This is a genomic window from Priestia sp. TRN 1309 (assembly GCF_050846875.1).
GTDB classification, from domain to species: Bacteria; Bacillota; Bacilli; order Bacillales; family Bacillaceae_H; genus Priestia; species Priestia zanthoxyli.
On record NZ_JBOZGM010000005.1, the window covers coordinates 129,285 to 145,767 of the forward strand.

Genomic DNA, 16,483 nt, shown 5'->3' on the forward strand with positions numbered 1-16,483 from the left:
TAGTGATATATTAAAAGCCGCGGTGACTATTTTTGGTCATCGCGGCTTTTATAGACTTAACCCTAACGGACTCAGAATAACTGATGGTGAATTCCTTTTGGTCAAAGGATACTGTTGGTGTATCAAGTAGAATGTATTATAGTAATAAAATGTCTATTTTTTCGTTGTTTTATGCGAAATTCTCGAGAATTTTAGAAACGAGGCTAGCATAAATGTATTGAATTTGTTTATAATGAATGGTATGTATTTATTCGTTTCCATCATTTACACATATGATGAATTGATTTAATAGATTTTCGATATACATAGCCATAGAAAGGATGTGCCAGATTTGAGTTTAGCACAGTACTCAAAAACGGATTTAAAAGAAATGTCGATGATTGAGATTGCTTACGCGCTTCTAGAAGAAAAAACAGATCGTCAAGCAATGTCATTCCAAGAAATTATTGCTGAAATTAAAGCAGCAGCGGAAATGTCAGATCAAGAATTAAAAACGAGATTAGCTCAGTTTTATACAGATATTAATATTGATGGTCGCTTTTTAACAGTAGGGGACAACCATTGGGGTCTTCGTGGATGGTATCCTTTTGACCAGGCTGAAGAAGAAGTTATTCCGGTTGCAAAACCTAAAAAGAAAAAAGCGAAAAAAGCTGTTGTTGAAGAAGTTGAAGACTTTGATGATCTAGAAGAAGATTTAGATTATGAAGATGTTGACGATCTAGACGAAGAAGAAGATTTTGAAGACATCGACGAGCTAGAAGAAGATGAAGAGGATCTTGCAGAAGACGATTTTGACGATTTAGAAGATGATCTAGACGATGATGAGGAAGATGAAGAAGACGATTATGAGGACGAAAAAGAAAAATAATCCTTCTTGACTTTTTCAAGCGAAGTAGGTAGAATCTTTTTTGGGCTCTTTAAACAAGCATTTAAAAAGTTTTTATTTAAAATAGACTATTGCTCCCAATCCAGTTTTGGTATTGGGAGCAATTTTTTTATTTTATTTATCAATGTTTTACACCCCGATATGTTCTTATAAATCCTTGATAGAAACTTTCTTTTGGTTCTTGAACGTTTCACATTCATAAGGTTTCTTATAATTTCGCATGCACAATGAATGAATTGTGATTGTTTATGTGAAAACTTTTAATATTGTACAGTTCAAATTATTTAGAGGGGGAAGTATAGATGACAAAGTATATTTTCGTAACAGGCGGTGTTGTATCATCTCTAGGAAAAGGGATTACAGCAGCTTCTTTAGGCCGTTTATTAAAAAACCGTGGGTTGAACGTAACGATTCAAAAGTTTGATCCATACATTAACGTAGACCCAGGAACAATGAGTCCATACCAACACGGTGAGGTATTCGTAACAGATGACGGCGCGGAAACAGACTTAGACTTAGGTCACTATGAGCGTTTTATCGATATCAACTTAAATCGCTACAGCAATGTAACAACAGGTAAAGTATATTCAACAGTATTGAAAAAAGAGCGTCGCGGTGATTATTTAGGCGGAACAGTTCAGGTTATTCCGCACATCACAAATGAAATTAAAGAACGCGTTTTCCGTGCAGGCAAAGAAACAAACGCAGATGTTGTTATTACTGAAATCGGCGGAACGGTAGGAGATATTGAATCACTTCCTTTCCTAGAGGCTATTCGTCAAATCAAAAGCGATATTGGCCGTGACAACGTTATGTATATTCACTGTACACTTGTGCCATATTTAAAAGCGGCTGGTGAAATGAAAACAAAACCAACACAGCATAGTGTAAAAGAATTACGTAGCTTAGGTATTCAGCCAAACGTGATTGTTGTTCGTACAGAAATGCCAATTTCTGAAGATATGAAAGATAAGCTAGCTTTATTCTGCGACATTGATCCAAAAGCAGTTATTGAGTGTGCAGACGCTGAAACATTATATGAAATTCCACTATCTCTACAAGAGCAGCACTTAGATCAAATCACATGCGATCACTTGAAATTAGATTGCAAAGAGGCAGAAATGACTGAGTGGAAAGCACTTGTTGAGAAAGTAAAAGGACTTTCAAACACAACAAAAATTGCATTAGTTGGTAAGTATGTAGAGCTTCAAGATGCTTATATTTCTGTTGTAGAAGCAATGAAACATGCTGGATATGCATTCGATGCAGATGTAAATATCAAGTGGGTAAATTCTGAATTTGTAACAAAAGAAAATGTTCAAGATTTACTTGGTGATGTAGACGGTATCTTAGTTCCAGGTGGATTTGGGGATCGTGGAATCGAAGGTAAAATTGTGGCAACACAATATGCACGTGAGCAAAAAGTTCCATTCTTAGGTATTTGTTTAGGTATGCAGCTAGCATCAGTTGAGTTTGCACGCAATGTATTAGGATTAGAAGGCGCACATTCAGCAGAAATTGCACCTGAAACAAATTATCCAATTATCGACTTATTACCGGAACAAAAAGACGTAGAAGACTTAGGTGGTACATTACGCTTAGGATTATATCCTTGTAAATTGTCTGAAGATACGCTTGCATATGAAGCATATCAAGATGAAGTGGTGTATGAGCGTCATCGTCACCGCTATGAATTTAACAACGAATATCGCCAGCAAATGGAAGAGAAAGGCTTTATCTTCTCTGGTACAAGCCCGGATGGCCGTTTAGTTGAAATTGTAGAGCTTAAAGATCACCCATGGTTCTTGGCTTCACAATTCCACCCAGAATTCACGTCTCGTCCAACAAGACCGCAACCATTGTTCAAAGAATTTATTCGCGCATCAATGGAGTCAGGCCAAAACAAATAAGTGAAATAAAAACACGCTGTCTTTAGACAGCGTGTTTTTTATTCATATTCTTCTACGATTTCTTTTAATGTAAAAATTAAACCGTAGTACGCGTATAAAGCGACCATCATTGCTGGAAAACCAAATCTTGAGCCGTCTTCTCCAGGAATAAGGGGCTTTAACAATTTTGTATCAATATGAGCATCTGCGAGTGCTGTTAAAGAAGGTTCGGTTATTTCTTTAGGGACAGCAGCAATGCTGACAAATGGAATATCGCGTTTCTTTAAACGTTCAGCTATTTCTACAGCTTTGTGATCTGTTGAAAATCGAGAGACAAGCAGTACGCGATCGACGCTAGTCAGCTGATCCAATTCATGTAAAGGCAAAGGTTTTGCCTGACTTAAAGGTTCTGCACTGCTTAGTGCTTCTAGTGTAACGGCATGCATTTCTTCTACACCATAAATATAGATAAATCCTTCTCCGACAGAGGCCTGTGCTAAAATACGCGCGGCATCTTCAAATTGGAATTCTTCTTGTTCTTCAATTCGTTTAAAAAAACCTGAAAGTTGAGTTGTGAAAATTTTAAGCATAGAATCTCCCTTCGATTTAAGCGGCTAAAGCCGTCTATCTACACATTATAACGAAAAAAGCTATCTGTATTCTATCTTGAAATGAGCTACAATGAAAGTAAAGTGCAATGAAGTTAGATGGATGACAAAAAAAGCTATGTTTTGTAACAATTTCTCTAATTAGCAGGGATTTTTGTTTTAAAGGCGAAATACATATGTTAGTTTTGTCTGTAGAAGAGGAATATAAAAGGTGGGATTATATTGGCAGAGAAAATTTTAATTGTTGATGATCAGTATGGTATACGTATTTTATTAACGGAAGTGCTGCAAAAAGAAGGCTATACGACATTTCAAGCGGCGAACGGCTTCCAGGCGATTGATATTACAAAAGAGCAAGCACCGGATCTTGTCTTATTAGATATGAAAATTCCAGGAATGGATGGAATCGAAATTTTAAAAAGGTTAAAGCAGCACGATGAAACGATTAAAGTCATCATTATGACCGCTTATGGTGAATTGGATATGATTCAAGAAGCAAAAGATCTAGGAGCGTTAACTCACTTTGCAAAACCTTTTGATATTGATGAAATCCGCAAAGTTGTTAGGGAATATATACCAGTAAAGTCGAATTAAGGTTTTGGTAGGGTTTTCATCCTAACAAATTTTGAATATCAGCCTAAAAATGTTGCTGTTTTCATTGTTAGTTGGTATCCTAATTACTGTATTCATAATTCGACAATCTATTATGTAAAGATGCGCGTTGTTTCTACATGAAACACTCAATTCAAGAGCATACTATTTGAGTGTGCCTTTTGGTTAGCATCTAATCTAAGGTTGATTTTAAGGAGGATTTCAATATGCCTTTAGTATCAATGAAAGAAATGCTTATTACAGCAAAAGAACAAGGCTATGCAGTAGGTCAATTTAACTTAAATAACTTAGAGTTTACTCAAGCTATTCTTCAAGCAGCAAAAGAAGAAAACTCTCCAGTTATTCTTGGTGTATCTGAAGGTGCAGCACGCTACATGGGCGGTTTCAAAACTGTTGTAGCAATGGTTGAAGCTCTAATCGAAGATTACGACGTTCAAGTACCAGTTGCAATTCACTTAGACCACGGTTCAAGCTTTGAATCATGTGCAAAAGCAATCCATGCTGGATTCACTTCTGTAATGATCGATGCTTCTCACCACCCATTTGAAGAAAACATTGCAATTACTTCTAAAGTAGTTGAACTAGCTCACTTCCACGGAGTATCTGTAGAAGCAGAACTAGGAACTGTTGGTGGACAAGAAGACGACGTTATTGCTGAGGGTGTTATCTATGCAGATGCTAACGAGTGTGAAGAACTTGTTAACCGTACAGGTATCGATTGCTTAGCTCCAGCATTAGGATCAGTTCACGGACCATACAAAGGTGAACCAAACCTAGGTTTTGCTGAAATGAAAGAAATCGGAGATCGTACAGGCTTACCATTAGTTCTACACGGTGGAACTGGTATTCCAACAAAAGATATCCAAAAATCAGTTTCTTTAGGTACTGCTAAAATCAACGTAAACACTGAAAACCAAATTGCTTCAGCTAAAGCTGTTCGTGAAGTATTAGCTGCGCAACCTGAACAATATGATCCACGTAAATACTTAGGACCTGCTCGCGAAGCAATCAAAGAAACGGTTCAAGGTAAAATGCGTGAATTCGGTTCTTCTAACAAAGCATAATTTGAAATCTTCGGATGGCCTGTTTGCAGTTAGTTGAGTCTGAAAAATAAAACCGTCTTATTTTTATTGTAAGGCGGTTTTATTTTTACTATAATTTTCTTATCATTCTGAATACATAACACAGGGGGATGGCATTCATGAAGTTTTTTATTGATACGGCTAATTTAGACGAGATTAAGGAAGCGCATTCATTAGGTTTGTTAGCGGGGGTTACAACAAATCCTAGTTTAGTAGCTAAAGAGAACATCACGTTTGAAGATCGTCTTCGTGAAATTACAGAGTTCGTTGAAGGATCTGTAAGTGCAGAAGTGATTGCGCTTGATGCAGAAGGCATGATTCGCGAAGGAAAAGAGCTTGCTGCGATTGCGCCGAATATTACAATCAAGGTACCGATGACTCCAGATGGCTTAAAAGCAGTAAAAGAATTTACTAGTTTAGGTATTAAGACAAACGTTACGCTTATTTTCTCAGCTAACCAAGCGTTAATGGCAGCAAGAGCAGGTGCTACTTACGTATCGCCTTTCTTGGGAAGGTTAGACGATATTGGTTTTAATGGCCTCGATTTAATCTCAGATATTGCAGGTATTTTTGCAATTCATGACATTCCATCCGAAATTATTGCAGCATCTATTCGTCATCCGATGCACGTAACAGAAGCTGCAAAAAATGGAGCACATATTGCGACAATTCCTTACAAAGTTTTAATGCAATTGTTCAAACATCCGTTAACAAATGCAGGAATTGACCAATTTTTAGCAGATTGGGAAAAACGAAATGTCTAAACATGTATAAATTTGTGTGGCATTTACCATCCTGACAGGTGAATGCCATATTTTTCTTTTATCTTGTCGAAACTATACATGATTTTTTCATTTTCGTGTACACTAGTAGGTAATAGGAAAAATAACCATTCTTTTAGGTATTCTTTGTACCAAAATTTTCCTCAATTACTAGGTGAGAAACTTTCTTTCACTAGAAGGGAGCTATAAATGGAAAAGTTAAAAATACAAGGTGGCTTTACCTTAAGTGGATCCGTCCGCGTCAGTGGTGCTAAAAATAGTGCCGTTGCGCTTATTCCAGCAACAATTTTAGCCGAGTCACCTGTTACAATTGAAGGTCTGCCTGATATTTCAGACGTGCAGTTATTAGGGGATTTAGTTGAAGAAATTGGTGGGAAAGTAACCATTGATAACGACGAATTAACAGTAGATCCATCCGGAATGGTTGCAATGCCTTTACCGAACGGAAAAGTAAAAAAATTACGCGCTTCTTATTATTTAATGGGGGCGATGTTGGGACGCTTTAAAAAAGCGGTAGTTGGTCTTCCAGGAGGCTGTTACCTTGGTCCAAGACCAATCGATCAGCACATTAAAGGCTTTGAAGCTCTTGGTGCGAAAGTAACAAATGAGCAAGGAGCTATTTACATTCGAGCTGATGAACTGATTGGTGCTCGAATTTATTTAGACGTTGTGAGCGTAGGAGCAACAATCAATATCATGCTAGCTGCTGTGAGAGCAAAAGGGCGTACCGTTATCGAGAATGCTGCTAAAGAGCCTGAAATTATCGATGTAGCTACGTTACTGACAAGTATGGGTGCCCGTATTAAAGGTGCAGGGACGGACGTTATTCGAATTGATGGCGTAGATCAATTAAAAGGATGCCGTCATTCCATCATTCCAGACCGAATTGAAGCAGGCACGTATATGATTATGGGAGCGAGTATGGGAAAAGAAGTTGTTGTTGACAACGTTATCCCTCAGCACCTAGAGTCATTAACGGCTAAAATGCGGGAAATGGGTATTCATATCGAAACAAGCTCAGATCAGATTCTCGTAGCGACTCGTCAGCTGTTGAAGCCCGTAGATATTAAAACGTTAGTATATCCAGGTTTTCCAACTGATTTACAGCAGCCATTCACGACGCTTCTAACAAGAGCATCAGGTACAAGCGTTGTGACAGATACAATTTACGGTGCAAGGTTTAAGCATATTGACGAGCTGAGACGAATGAATGCATCTGTTAAGGTAGAAGGACGTTCAGCTATTATTAATGGTCCCATTCACTTACAAGGTGCACGTGTGAAAGCGTCGGACTTACGAGCAGGAGCAGCCCTTGTAACCGCAGGCTTAATGGCCAAAGGGATTACAGAAGTAACGGGTTTAGAGCACATTGACCGAGGTTACAGCCATTTAGTAGACAAGCTATCGGATTTAGGGGCAATGATTTGGCGTGAAGAGATGACTCAAGAAGAAATTGAACAATTTCAAAATTCATAGAGGCAAATTGCACAACAGTCAGGAAAGCAAATTCTAGAAATGAGCCGTTAAATAAGCTACACAGGTGTAGGAACGTTCTTCTATGTCTGTGTAGCTTATATATTTATGAATAGGGTAAATAGATAAAAAGGGGAAGCTAAAAGATAAATTTCACTTCTTATTTTAACGTCCAGTTTATTTCCTTTAATGTGAAATTATGAAAAGGTTTTCCTTGCTTCTCTTAAGCTATTAAATTTCCTTTTTTTTATTCATCTTCTAAAGTAAAAAAAGATTGATTAAAAAGATAGAAAAAGGTTAGAATATAAATTGCTACGTTAAATTTATCAAGATAATATAAATGGTTTTATGTCGGAATTATTCTTCTAAAAGTGTATGGTTAATCAATTGATTCTACTTATTATACTTCAAAGGTTATATTCTCCATTTTCACAGATTTATTCCATCCATATCATCTCTCAATTTTATATTTGAATTTAATATGGGAGGAACGGTTAAAAATTATTCATTATAAAGCGTGGTGTCCTAATGAACTTAACATTATCCAGTTTAGAAAATATGAAATTAAAAGAGCTATATGAACATGCTCGTGAGTATAAAGTTTCGTACTATAGTAAATTAACGAAAAAAGAACTTGTCTTTGCTATTTTAAAGGCTCAAGCTGAACAAGATGGGCTTTTATTTATGGAAGGCGTTCTTGAAATTATTCAGTCAGAAGGATTCGGTTTCTTACGACCAATTAACTATTCACCGAGTTCAGAAGATATTTATATCTCAGCTTCACAAATTCGTCGCTTCGATCTGCGTAATGGAGACAAGGTATCGGGGAAAGTTCGTCCTCCGAAAGAAAATGAGCGCTACTACGGGTTACTGCATGTAGAAGCAGTAAACGGAGAAGACCCAGAAACGTCAAAAGAACGCGTACATTTTCCAGCACTAACCCCGATTTATCCAAATGAGCAAATGCTGCTGGAAACTCAGCCAAGAAGTTTCTCTACGCGTATTATTGACTTGATTTCACCAATTGGATTTGGGCAAAGGGGACTAATTGTTGCGCCGCCAAAGGCAGGTAAAACGATGCTGTTAAAAGAAATTGCCAATAGCATTACAACCAATCATCCTGATGCGGAATTGATTGTTCTTCTTATTGATGAGCGTCCTGAAGAAGTAACGGACATTGAGCGTTCGGTTGATGGTGATGTTGTCAGTTCTACATTTGACGAAGTGCCAGAAAATCACATTAAAGTAGCGGAACTTGTCCTTGAACGTGCGATGAGACTTGTCGAACACAAAAAAGATGTTGTCATTTTGATGGATAGCATTACAAGACTTGCTCGTGCTTATAACTTAGTTATTCCACCGAGCGGTCGTACACTATCAGGGGGTATTGATCCAGCTGCTTTTCATCGTCCAAAACGCTTCTTTGGAGCTGCGCGTAACATTGAAGATGGAGGCAGCTTAACCATTCTAGCAACAGCCTTAATTGATACAGGCTCTCGTATGGATGATGTTATTTATGAAGAATTTAAAGGTACAGGTAACATGGAACTGCATCTAGATCGTTCACTAGCTGAAAAACGTATCTTCCCTGCGATTGACATTCGTCGTTCAGGCACACGTAAAGAAGAGCTGTTAATTCCAAAAGAGCATTTAGACCACTTATGGGCAATTCGCAAATCAATGGCAGATGCTCCTGATTTTGCAGAAAAATTCTTAAAACGTTTACGTCAAACAAAGACAAATGAAGAGTTCTTTTCGATGTTAACGGAAGAGAAAAAAACGCTTCTAGCAAATAAACGATAAGTTATAAAACATGTGGTTGCAAAAGCATACAACCCTTGTTATAATTTCATCATGTGTGTTGATAAAGTACACAGTGAAATAGTTATTATTTCATCACTATCTTTATCAATAAACTCTGTTTCAGAATGATTCAGGGCGGAAGGAGATGAAACGAATGAAAACAGGAATTCATCCAAACTATAAAACAGTTATGGTTAAATGTACTTGCGGAAACGAATTTGAAAGTGGTTCTGTAAAAGAAGAGATCCGCGTTGAGACTTGTTCTGAATGTCACCCATTCTACACTGGTCGTCAAAAATTCGCTGAAGCTGGTGGCCGTGTTGATCGCTTCAACAAAAAATACGGTCTTAAGTAATCACATTGTCGAAACAAACAGGCAAGTAGCTTAACTTCTTGCCTGTTTTTTTGCTTAAAAAAGTAGAAAAACAGTGTCTGCTTGATAAAAAAGTGGGTACTTTATCATAGGAATAAGATCTACATAGAAGACGTAGATTAAGTTAGTAGCGGTTCGCTCAGAAACGGAACGAGAAGAAGGGAGAGTCCCGCAGTGGTGTACGTAATGAAACAAAGCGGTTGGATAGAAGTAATTTGTGGCAGTATGTTTTCAGGGAAATCAGAAGAGTTGATTCGACGTGTGCGCCGTACGCAGTTTGCTAAACAAAAAGCACAAGTGTTCAAGCCTGCAATTGATAATCGATATAGTGAAGAAGCTGTCGTTTCACATAATGGTACATCTGTTATGGCTTATTCAATCTCAGCATCGCGCGATATTTTAAAGCGAGTAAATGAAGAGACAGACGTAGTAGCGATAGATGAAGTACAGTTTTTTGACACAGATATTTTAGAAATTGTTCAATCTTTAGCAGATCAAGGCTTTCGTGTGATTGTAGCAGGGTTAGACCAAGACTTCAAAGGTGAACCTTTTGGACAAATGCCCCAGTTAATGGCTATTGCAGAATCGGTAACAAAGCTACAGGCCGTGTGCGCTTCATGTGGCTCTCCTGCGAGCCGTACGCAGCGTTTGATTAACGGTGAGCCTGCTTCTTATGACGACCCTATTATTTTAGTCGGTGCGTCTGAATCGTACGAACCAAGATGTCGTCATTGCCACGTTGTGCAAAAGTCCAAAGGACAGGCTGTGTCTGTGGACTCAAGCGAAATGGTCGAAAAATAAAGCAAGAATTTTATGATGATAAAAACAGAACGCGCAGTTCTGTTTTTTTGTTCATATACGTGTATTAACAAGGTTTTGACTCTATTTTAAAGCTATACTATAATTACAATGTTATGGATAAAGAATGAGGTGAATGACGTGTTTGATCGTTTAGAAGCGGTAGAGGCGCGCTATGAGAAGTTAAACGAACTTCTGAGTGACCCTGAGATCGTAAACAACCCCTCTAAGTTGAGAGAATATTCGAAGGAACAATCAGATATACAACAAACGGTAGCCGCTTATCAGGAATACAAAGATGTAAAAGAGCAGTTATCAGAAGCGAAAACAATGCTTGAAGATAAGCTTGATGCAGATATGCGCGACATGGTCAAAGAAGAAATTGCCGAGTTAGAAACGCAGCAAGAAGAGCTAGTTGAAAAGCTACGTATTTTATTAATTCCAAAAGATCCAAACGATGATAAAAACGTAATCATGGAGGTTCGTGGAGCGGCTGGTGGAGATGAAGCAGCGTTATTTGCAGCTAATTTGTACCGCATGTATTCTCGTTTTGCTGAATCACAAGGCTGGAAAACAGAAGTAATGGAAGCAACGACTACTGGAGTAGGCGGTTATAAAGAAATTATCTTTATGATTAACGGTAAAGGTGCGTACTCAAAGATGAAATTTGAAAACGGTGCACACCGTGTTCAGCGAGTTCCTGAAACAGAATCAGGCGGTCGTATTCATACATCTACAGCAACGGTAGCATGTCTTCCTGAAGCGGAAGAAGTTGAAGTGGACATTCATGAAAAAGACATCCGTGTAGATACATTTGCTTCAAGTGGACCTGGTGGCCAAAGTGTTAATACGACGATGTCGGCAGTTCGTTTAACACATTTACCAACAAATACAGTGGTATCATGTCAAGATGAAAAGTCTCAAATTAAAAATAAAGAAAAAGCAATGAAAGTATTGCGTGCTCGCGTGTACGACAAATTCCAGCGAGAAGCACAAGCAGAGTACGATGCAACGCGCAAACAAGCAGTTGGATCAGGAGATCGCTCTGAGCGTATCCGTACGTATAATTTCCCGCAAAATCGCGTAACGGACCACCGTATTGGTCTGACGATTCAAAAGCTAGATCAAATCTTAGAAGGCAAGCTTGATGAAATCATCGATGCATTAGTAATGGAAGACCAAGCGCGCCGAATGGAAGATTCGAACTAATGAAAGTATTTGAAGCCCTTAAGTGGGCTTCTTCTTTTTTGAAAGAGGCAAAGCGAGATGAAAACGCGGGAGAACTCTTGCTTCGCCATCACTTACAGATGACGAGAACTCATTTGCTAGGTGCTCTGCAGGAAGAACTAGAAGAAGAAACGCTAAAAAGGTTTGAACAAGATGTCCATGCTCATAAAGCAGGGATGCCTGTACAATATCTCATCGGGACAGAAGAATTTTACGGACGTTCATTTATTGTAAACGAACATGTATTAATTCCAAGACCGGAAACAGAAGAGCTCGTATATGGAATGATTTCTCGAATGAAAAAAGAATTTCAACACCAGTCTATTGAGCTTGTCGATATTGGAACGGGAAGTGGGGCGATTGCTATCACTTTAGCGTTGGAGCTTGACAGCGTCAATGTTACAGCAACAGATATAGCTATAGAATCTTTAAATGTAGCCAAGGAGAATGCTCAAAATCTGGACGCTGCTGTCACGTTTATACAGGGAGATTTATTACAACCATTCCTATCATCAAATCAGAAATTTGATGTAATTGTGTCTAATCCGCCTTATATTCCAGCAGATGATAAATTGTCCACAGTGGTAAAAGATCATGAGCCAAATCGAGCTCTTTTTGGTGGAAAAGATGGTCTGGATTTTTATCGACGTTTTATGGAAGAGTTGCCATATGTAACGAAGTCAAACAGTATTATTGGATTTGAAGTGGGGGCCGGACAGACAAAAGATGTAGCTGAGATGCTGCAAAAAACGTTTCCGACAGCTTTTGTAGAATGTGTATATGATATTAATGGAAAAGATCGAATGGTTTTTGCACAACTTCGTGATAACTAAAAAAATCAGAGGGAATGATTTTCCCTTTGGTTTTTGAAAATCATGCATTTTTTTACTAAATTACTAGTTTAAGATATCTTGCTTTCGGCCATACTGTTCCTATGAAAGGGCGGTGGCCGAAATGAAGAAATATGCTATCATTTATTTTATTTTATTAATTATTGGAGCAAATGCTCAACTTATATATACACATAACCAAGTGCAGGCAGATCAGCCTGCAGTCATTCCAGACGAGGCAATTCGACTGCGTATTTTAGCAAACAGCGACGGTGAAAAAGATCAGTACGTAAAACGTCTGATTCGTGACCGTGTGAACGAACAAATTACAGAATGGGTAAAAGATTTAACATCTGTAACTGTAGCTCGAAAAACAATTAAAGAAAATTTGCCAGCGCTTGAGACAATTGCGAAAGAAGTGCTAAAAGAAGAAGGCGTAAATGAATCTGTTCACGTTAAATTCGGAAAAGTAGAGTTTCCTACTAAGTTGTACGGTCAGTTTTTATATCCAGCAGGTGAGTATGAAGCCGTGCTTATTACTCTTGGTAAAGGAGAAGGAGCAAACTGGTGGTGTGTACTATTTCCTCCTTTATGCTTCTTAGATTTTTCAAACGGTGAAGCGGTAAAAGCGCCAGAGCCATCTGAAGAAGAACCAAAGGTAGAAAAAGAAAAACCAGCAGCTTCTGAATTAAAATCTGCAGACAAAACAGATGATACGTCGGCTGAAAGTAAAGAACCCGCAGTGAAGACAGAAATTCAATCTGCAACTATTACATCGGATTCTATTAAGCAGAAAGCTGAGGAACCTTCTCAACCAACGGCATCTTCTAAAGAAGCAGCTGCAAAGGATACAAGCAACACAGTAAAAGAAGAAACAAGCGCTAAGGCTGAGAAAAAGGAAAGTAAGGAAGCTGAAAAGTCTGTTTCATCTAAGAAAAAAGCTGATGCTAAATCGAAAGAAGATTCTGTAGAAGTTAAGTTTTTTGTAGTAGAATGGGTATCGTCCGTATTTAATTAATAGAATCATTAAAAATAAAATTCAGTTCTACTTTTTTTAACCATCTCATAGATTTGTTACTAGAAAACAAGTTGAGGTGATTAAAATGAGAGAACAATTAAAAATTGCCAGTGAAAATGATTATATTCGAATTCAGAAGTTTTTACAAAAAGCGGGTATTAGCACAGCGGGTGTAGAAGAACATATTCATCAATTTGTCATCATGGAAAGTGAAGAAGGCGAGCTGCTAGCAACAGTTGGGTTTGAAAAAGAAGGCATGGACGGAATTCTTCGCTCCCTTGTCGTGTCACCTTCTTTGATGCAATCTGATATTCTGCTGCTATTTAAAAGTATCGTTCAGCTGGCTCAAAAGCATGGTGTGAAGCAACTATATTTACTAACAAATAAGGCATCCTCTCTGCATTTTTTTCAAATGATGAATTTTCAGCAAACATCTTATAGTGCTCTACCTGATTTGTTAAAAGAACATTCGTATTTAAAACAGTTACCAAATCCTAAGGATGTCTACGTGATGTTTTATGCAGCTAGTTAAAAGGAAATGTGGATAAATCATTTTAATGGGGTATCCACAATGTTATTCACAAAAACCTAAGCTTTATCCACATTTTGTGGATAAAGCTTGTTTGCTGATATAATGAATACATGTATTTTACTGTTTTTGATACATATTGTACTTTTAAAGTAAAAAAAACCTAGATATAGAAAGAAAAAGGAGTTGAAGAAGATGGAAACTAAGTTATGGGTTGTGGATAATTTTATGAACGAAAAAGATATTTATCCACAGATAGAAGAAGCAGCAGATTTGCTGCGCAACCACGAAGTGGTTGCTTTTCCTACAGAGACGGTGTATGGATTAGGAGGAGATGCAACATCGGATAAAGCTGTGGATAAAATTTTTGCAGCGAAAGGACGTCCTAGTGATAACCCTCTTATTGTTCATATTGGAGATAAAGAGCAGCTGCATACATTTGTAGAGTCAATTCCTTCAAAAGCAGAGAAAGTGATTGATGCTTTTTGGCCAGGTCCTCTTACTGTGATATTACCTAAAAAAGATCAAGTTTCAGATAAGGTTACGGCTGGTTTAAACAGCATTGCAGTGAGAATGCCATCACATCCGGTAGCTCTTGCATTATTGAAAAAAGTGGCTTTGCCTATCGCGGCTCCTAGTGCAAACCTCTCCGGCAAGCCAAGCCCCACTTTAGCTCACCACGTGATGAATGATTTAGAAGGGCGTATTAGCGGAGTTGTAGACGGAGGAGCGACAGGGGTAGGAGTAGAGTCGACTGTCCTTGATTGTACTGAAGAGATTCCTATTATTTTACGTCCAGGCGGCATTACTCAGAAAGAGTTAGAAAGTGTAATTGGTCCCGTAAAAGTAGATCGAGCGTTACTAAGTGATAAAGAAGCGCCAAAATCTCCAGGTATGAAATATACGCATTACGCACCTGATGCACCGCTTGTCATTGTTGACGGCAGTTCAGATTTTTTCCAATCTATTATTGATCACTATCAAGATCAGGGTAAGCGAGTAGGGGTATTAACGACATCTGAACATGAAAATGTGTATAAAGCCGATGCCGTCATTACATGTGGATCTCGCTCAAATTTAGAGACGGTTGCTAGCCACTTATATGAGTCTCTTCGTTCATTTAATGAGTGCGATGTAGATATTATCGTTAGTGAAAGTTTTTCTGAAGAAGGAGTCGGTCATGCCGTTATGAATCGATTAATGAAAGCTGCAGGACATCACGTGATTAAGCAATAAAATTCATCTTCTAAACCTTTTCGAATGTGCATATTTTGAAATAGGAGCACGTCCGAGGAGGGTAAAGATGAATGTATCTCAGTTAATTAGTGAAATGATCACGTTAGTCATTATGGCGTTTGCCTTAGGCATGGATGCTTTCTCAGTTGGTTTGGGAATGGGGTTAATTCGTTTACGCTTTCGCCAAATTTTCTACATTGGTGTTGTTATCGGTATATTTCATATTTGGATGCCGCTATTGGGCATGTTTATTGGACGACTTTTGTCTGATAAACTTGGAATGTTTGCTACCTATGGCGGTGGAATTTTATTGCTGATTCTTGGGGCGCAGATGATTTATTCCTCCTTTAAGCATGACGATACGCCGTTTATCAAACCAGTTGGCTTTGGACTGTTATTTTTTGCGCTCAGCGTGAGTCTAGATAGTTTTTCTGTTGGACTTAGCTTAGGTATTTTTGGGGCAAGAACGTTTTTGACCATTATTGTTTTTGGCGTAGTGAGTATGCTATTAACTTGGTTAGGACTGTTGCTCGGCAGAAGAGTACAAGGCTGGCTTGGTTCATATAGTGAGGCACTGGGCGGGAGCATTTTATTAGCTTTTGGCATCAAATTGCTATTACCTTTTTAACTATATATAAATAGGTAAAGGATCATGACCATGCAGGTTATGGTCTTTTTTTGCTTCTTTTAAATTACAGCAATAAAAAAAGGAAAGCGAAGGTGTTTTTTTCAAGATAAATAAAGAGATCATGGATAAAAAACACCCAAAAAAGCTAACTGGATTTATGCAAGCAATAGAGATACAATAGGGTGGAATATCAACATAGTCGCACATAGTGAAAGCAAGGGAGGATGTATCTTGAAAAACATCTTATTTGTATGTACAGGAAACACGTGCCGCAGCCCTATGGCAGAAGCGTTGCTGAAAGCTAAAAAAATAGATGGAATAAACGTGAAGTCTGCAGGTGTATTCGCTTCAAATGGAAGTGAAGCTTCTGTTCATGCACAAGTTGCCCTTCAACAGAAAGGCATAGCTTGTTCTCATGCTTCGGCAGCATTAACGGAAGAACAATTGATGTGGGCTACTTATATTTTTACGATGACGGAGCAGCATAAAATGCTAATTTTGAACCAAGCTCCATACGTAAGTGATAAATTATTTACGCTAAAAGAATTTGCCGGCGAGCAAGGTGAAGTATCTGATCCGTTTGGCGGATCATTACAGACGTACGAACAGACTTTAGAAGAGTTAGAGCGTATGATTAACAAAATAGTCGACAAATTATAAAAGGTCCCATAAATTTTTGCAGACTTAAACTGAACAAAAATTAATAGAA

General features: G+C 38.1%; 17 protein-coding genes. 16 read left to right on the forward strand and 1 reads right to left on the reverse strand.

Going from position 1 to position 16,483, the window contains the following annotated elements; all coding sequences use genetic code 11:
* Positions 1 to 331: 331 nt before the first annotated feature.
* Entirely contained in the window at positions 332 to 868 is a 537-nt protein-coding gene (rpoE, locus tag ACRPLQ_RS20145; RefSeq protein WP_165635065.1) for a DNA-directed RNA polymerase subunit delta, read from the forward strand.
* Positions 869 to 1,188: 320 nt separating this feature from the next.
* Positions 1,189 to 2,796, forward strand: coding sequence for a CTP synthase (locus ACRPLQ_RS20150; RefSeq protein WP_033580393.1), 1,608 nt, complete (start codon positions 1,189 to 1,191; stop codon positions 2,794 to 2,796).
* A 38-nt stretch (positions 2,797 to 2,834) separates the two neighbouring features.
* On the opposite strand, the gene ACRPLQ_RS20155 is transcribed toward ACRPLQ_RS20150, so the two are convergent.
* Positions 2,835 to 3,365 carry a DUF2529 family protein gene (locus ACRPLQ_RS20155; protein ID WP_033580394.1) on the reverse strand — a complete coding sequence of 177 codons (531 nt, stop codon included), beginning with the start codon at positions 3,363 to 3,365 and terminating at the stop codon, positions 2,835 to 2,837.
* A 237-nt stretch (positions 3,366 to 3,602) separates the two neighbouring features.
* On the opposite strand from ACRPLQ_RS20155, the gene ACRPLQ_RS20160 reads away from it, so the two are divergent.
* The 14 genes from ACRPLQ_RS20160 to ACRPLQ_RS20225 all read left to right on the forward strand — a co-directional run bounded on the left by ACRPLQ_RS20160 (position 3,603) and on the right by ACRPLQ_RS20225 (position 16,434).
* Positions 3,603 to 3,977 carry a response regulator gene (locus ACRPLQ_RS20160; protein ID WP_087944205.1) on the forward strand — a complete coding sequence of 125 codons (375 nt, stop codon included), beginning with the start codon at positions 3,603 to 3,605 and terminating at the stop codon, positions 3,975 to 3,977.
* 224 nt (positions 3,978 to 4,201) lie between these two features.
* Positions 4,202 to 5,059: a class II fructose-bisphosphate aldolase gene (locus ACRPLQ_RS20165; protein ID WP_013059826.1), complete on the forward strand. Its 858-nt coding sequence runs from the start codon at positions 4,202 to 4,204 to the stop codon at positions 5,057 to 5,059.
* Positions 5,060 to 5,196: 137 nt separating this feature from the next.
* On the forward strand, positions 5,197 to 5,841 hold the full coding sequence (gene fsa, locus ACRPLQ_RS20170; RefSeq protein WP_099000243.1) for a fructose-6-phosphate aldolase: 645 nt from the start codon (positions 5,197 to 5,199) through the stop codon (positions 5,839 to 5,841).
* 207 nt (positions 5,842 to 6,048) lie between these two features.
* On the forward strand, positions 6,049 to 7,335 hold the full coding sequence (locus ACRPLQ_RS20175) for a UDP-N-acetylglucosamine 1-carboxyvinyltransferase (protein ID WP_028411974.1): 1,287 nt from the start codon (positions 6,049 to 6,051) through the stop codon (positions 7,333 to 7,335).
* Between the two features lie 525 nt (positions 7,336 to 7,860).
* Positions 7,861 to 9,135, forward strand: coding sequence for a transcription termination factor Rho (gene rho, locus ACRPLQ_RS20180; RefSeq protein WP_014457752.1), 1,275 nt, complete (start codon positions 7,861 to 7,863; stop codon positions 9,133 to 9,135).
* Positions 9,136 to 9,289: 154 nt separating this feature from the next.
* Positions 9,290 to 9,490, forward strand: a complete 201-nt coding sequence (gene rpmE, locus ACRPLQ_RS20185) for a 50S ribosomal protein L31 (RefSeq protein WP_013085477.1) — start codon at positions 9,290 to 9,292, stop codon at positions 9,488 to 9,490.
* A gap of 204 nt (positions 9,491 to 9,694) precedes the next feature.
* Positions 9,695 to 10,309, forward strand: coding sequence for a thymidine kinase (locus tag ACRPLQ_RS20190; protein WP_153252841.1), 615 nt, complete (start codon positions 9,695 to 9,697; stop codon positions 10,307 to 10,309).
* Positions 10,310 to 10,447: 138 nt separating this feature from the next.
* Positions 10,448 to 11,515: a peptide chain release factor 1 gene (gene prfA / locus ACRPLQ_RS20195; RefSeq protein WP_013059820.1), complete on the forward strand. Its 1,068-nt coding sequence runs from the start codon at positions 10,448 to 10,450 to the stop codon at positions 11,513 to 11,515.
* Complete coding sequence (prmC, locus tag ACRPLQ_RS20200) at positions 11,515 to 12,366, forward strand: peptide chain release factor N(5)-glutamine methyltransferase (RefSeq protein WP_047749575.1); 852 nt, start codon at positions 11,515 to 11,517, stop codon at positions 12,364 to 12,366. The genes prfA and prmC overlap by 1 nt, the downstream gene beginning before the upstream one ends.
* A gap of 121 nt (positions 12,367 to 12,487) precedes the next feature.
* Positions 12,488 to 13,381 (forward strand): stage II sporulation protein R, encoded by an 894-nt coding sequence (gene spoIIR / locus ACRPLQ_RS20205; protein ID WP_099000242.1) that lies wholly within the window; start codon positions 12,488 to 12,490, stop codon positions 13,379 to 13,381.
* 85 nt (positions 13,382 to 13,466) lie between these two features.
* Positions 13,467 to 13,913, forward strand: a complete 447-nt coding sequence (locus ACRPLQ_RS20210) for a GNAT family N-acetyltransferase (RefSeq protein ID WP_033580397.1) — start codon at positions 13,467 to 13,469, stop codon at positions 13,911 to 13,913.
* A gap of 192 nt (positions 13,914 to 14,105) precedes the next feature.
* On the forward strand, positions 14,106 to 15,146 hold the full coding sequence (locus ACRPLQ_RS20215) for an L-threonylcarbamoyladenylate synthase (protein ID WP_325077558.1): 1,041 nt from the start codon (positions 14,106 to 14,108) through the stop codon (positions 15,144 to 15,146).
* A gap of 67 nt (positions 15,147 to 15,213) precedes the next feature.
* Positions 15,214 to 15,774 (forward strand): manganese efflux pump MntP, encoded by a 561-nt coding sequence (locus ACRPLQ_RS20220; RefSeq protein WP_028411979.1) that lies wholly within the window; start codon positions 15,214 to 15,216, stop codon positions 15,772 to 15,774.
* 231 nt (positions 15,775 to 16,005) lie between these two features.
* A complete protein-coding gene (locus ACRPLQ_RS20225) occupies positions 16,006 to 16,434 on the forward strand; it encodes a low molecular weight protein arginine phosphatase (RefSeq protein WP_028411980.1) in 429 nt (142 codons plus the stop codon).
* Positions 16,435 to 16,483: the final 49 nt, after the last annotated feature.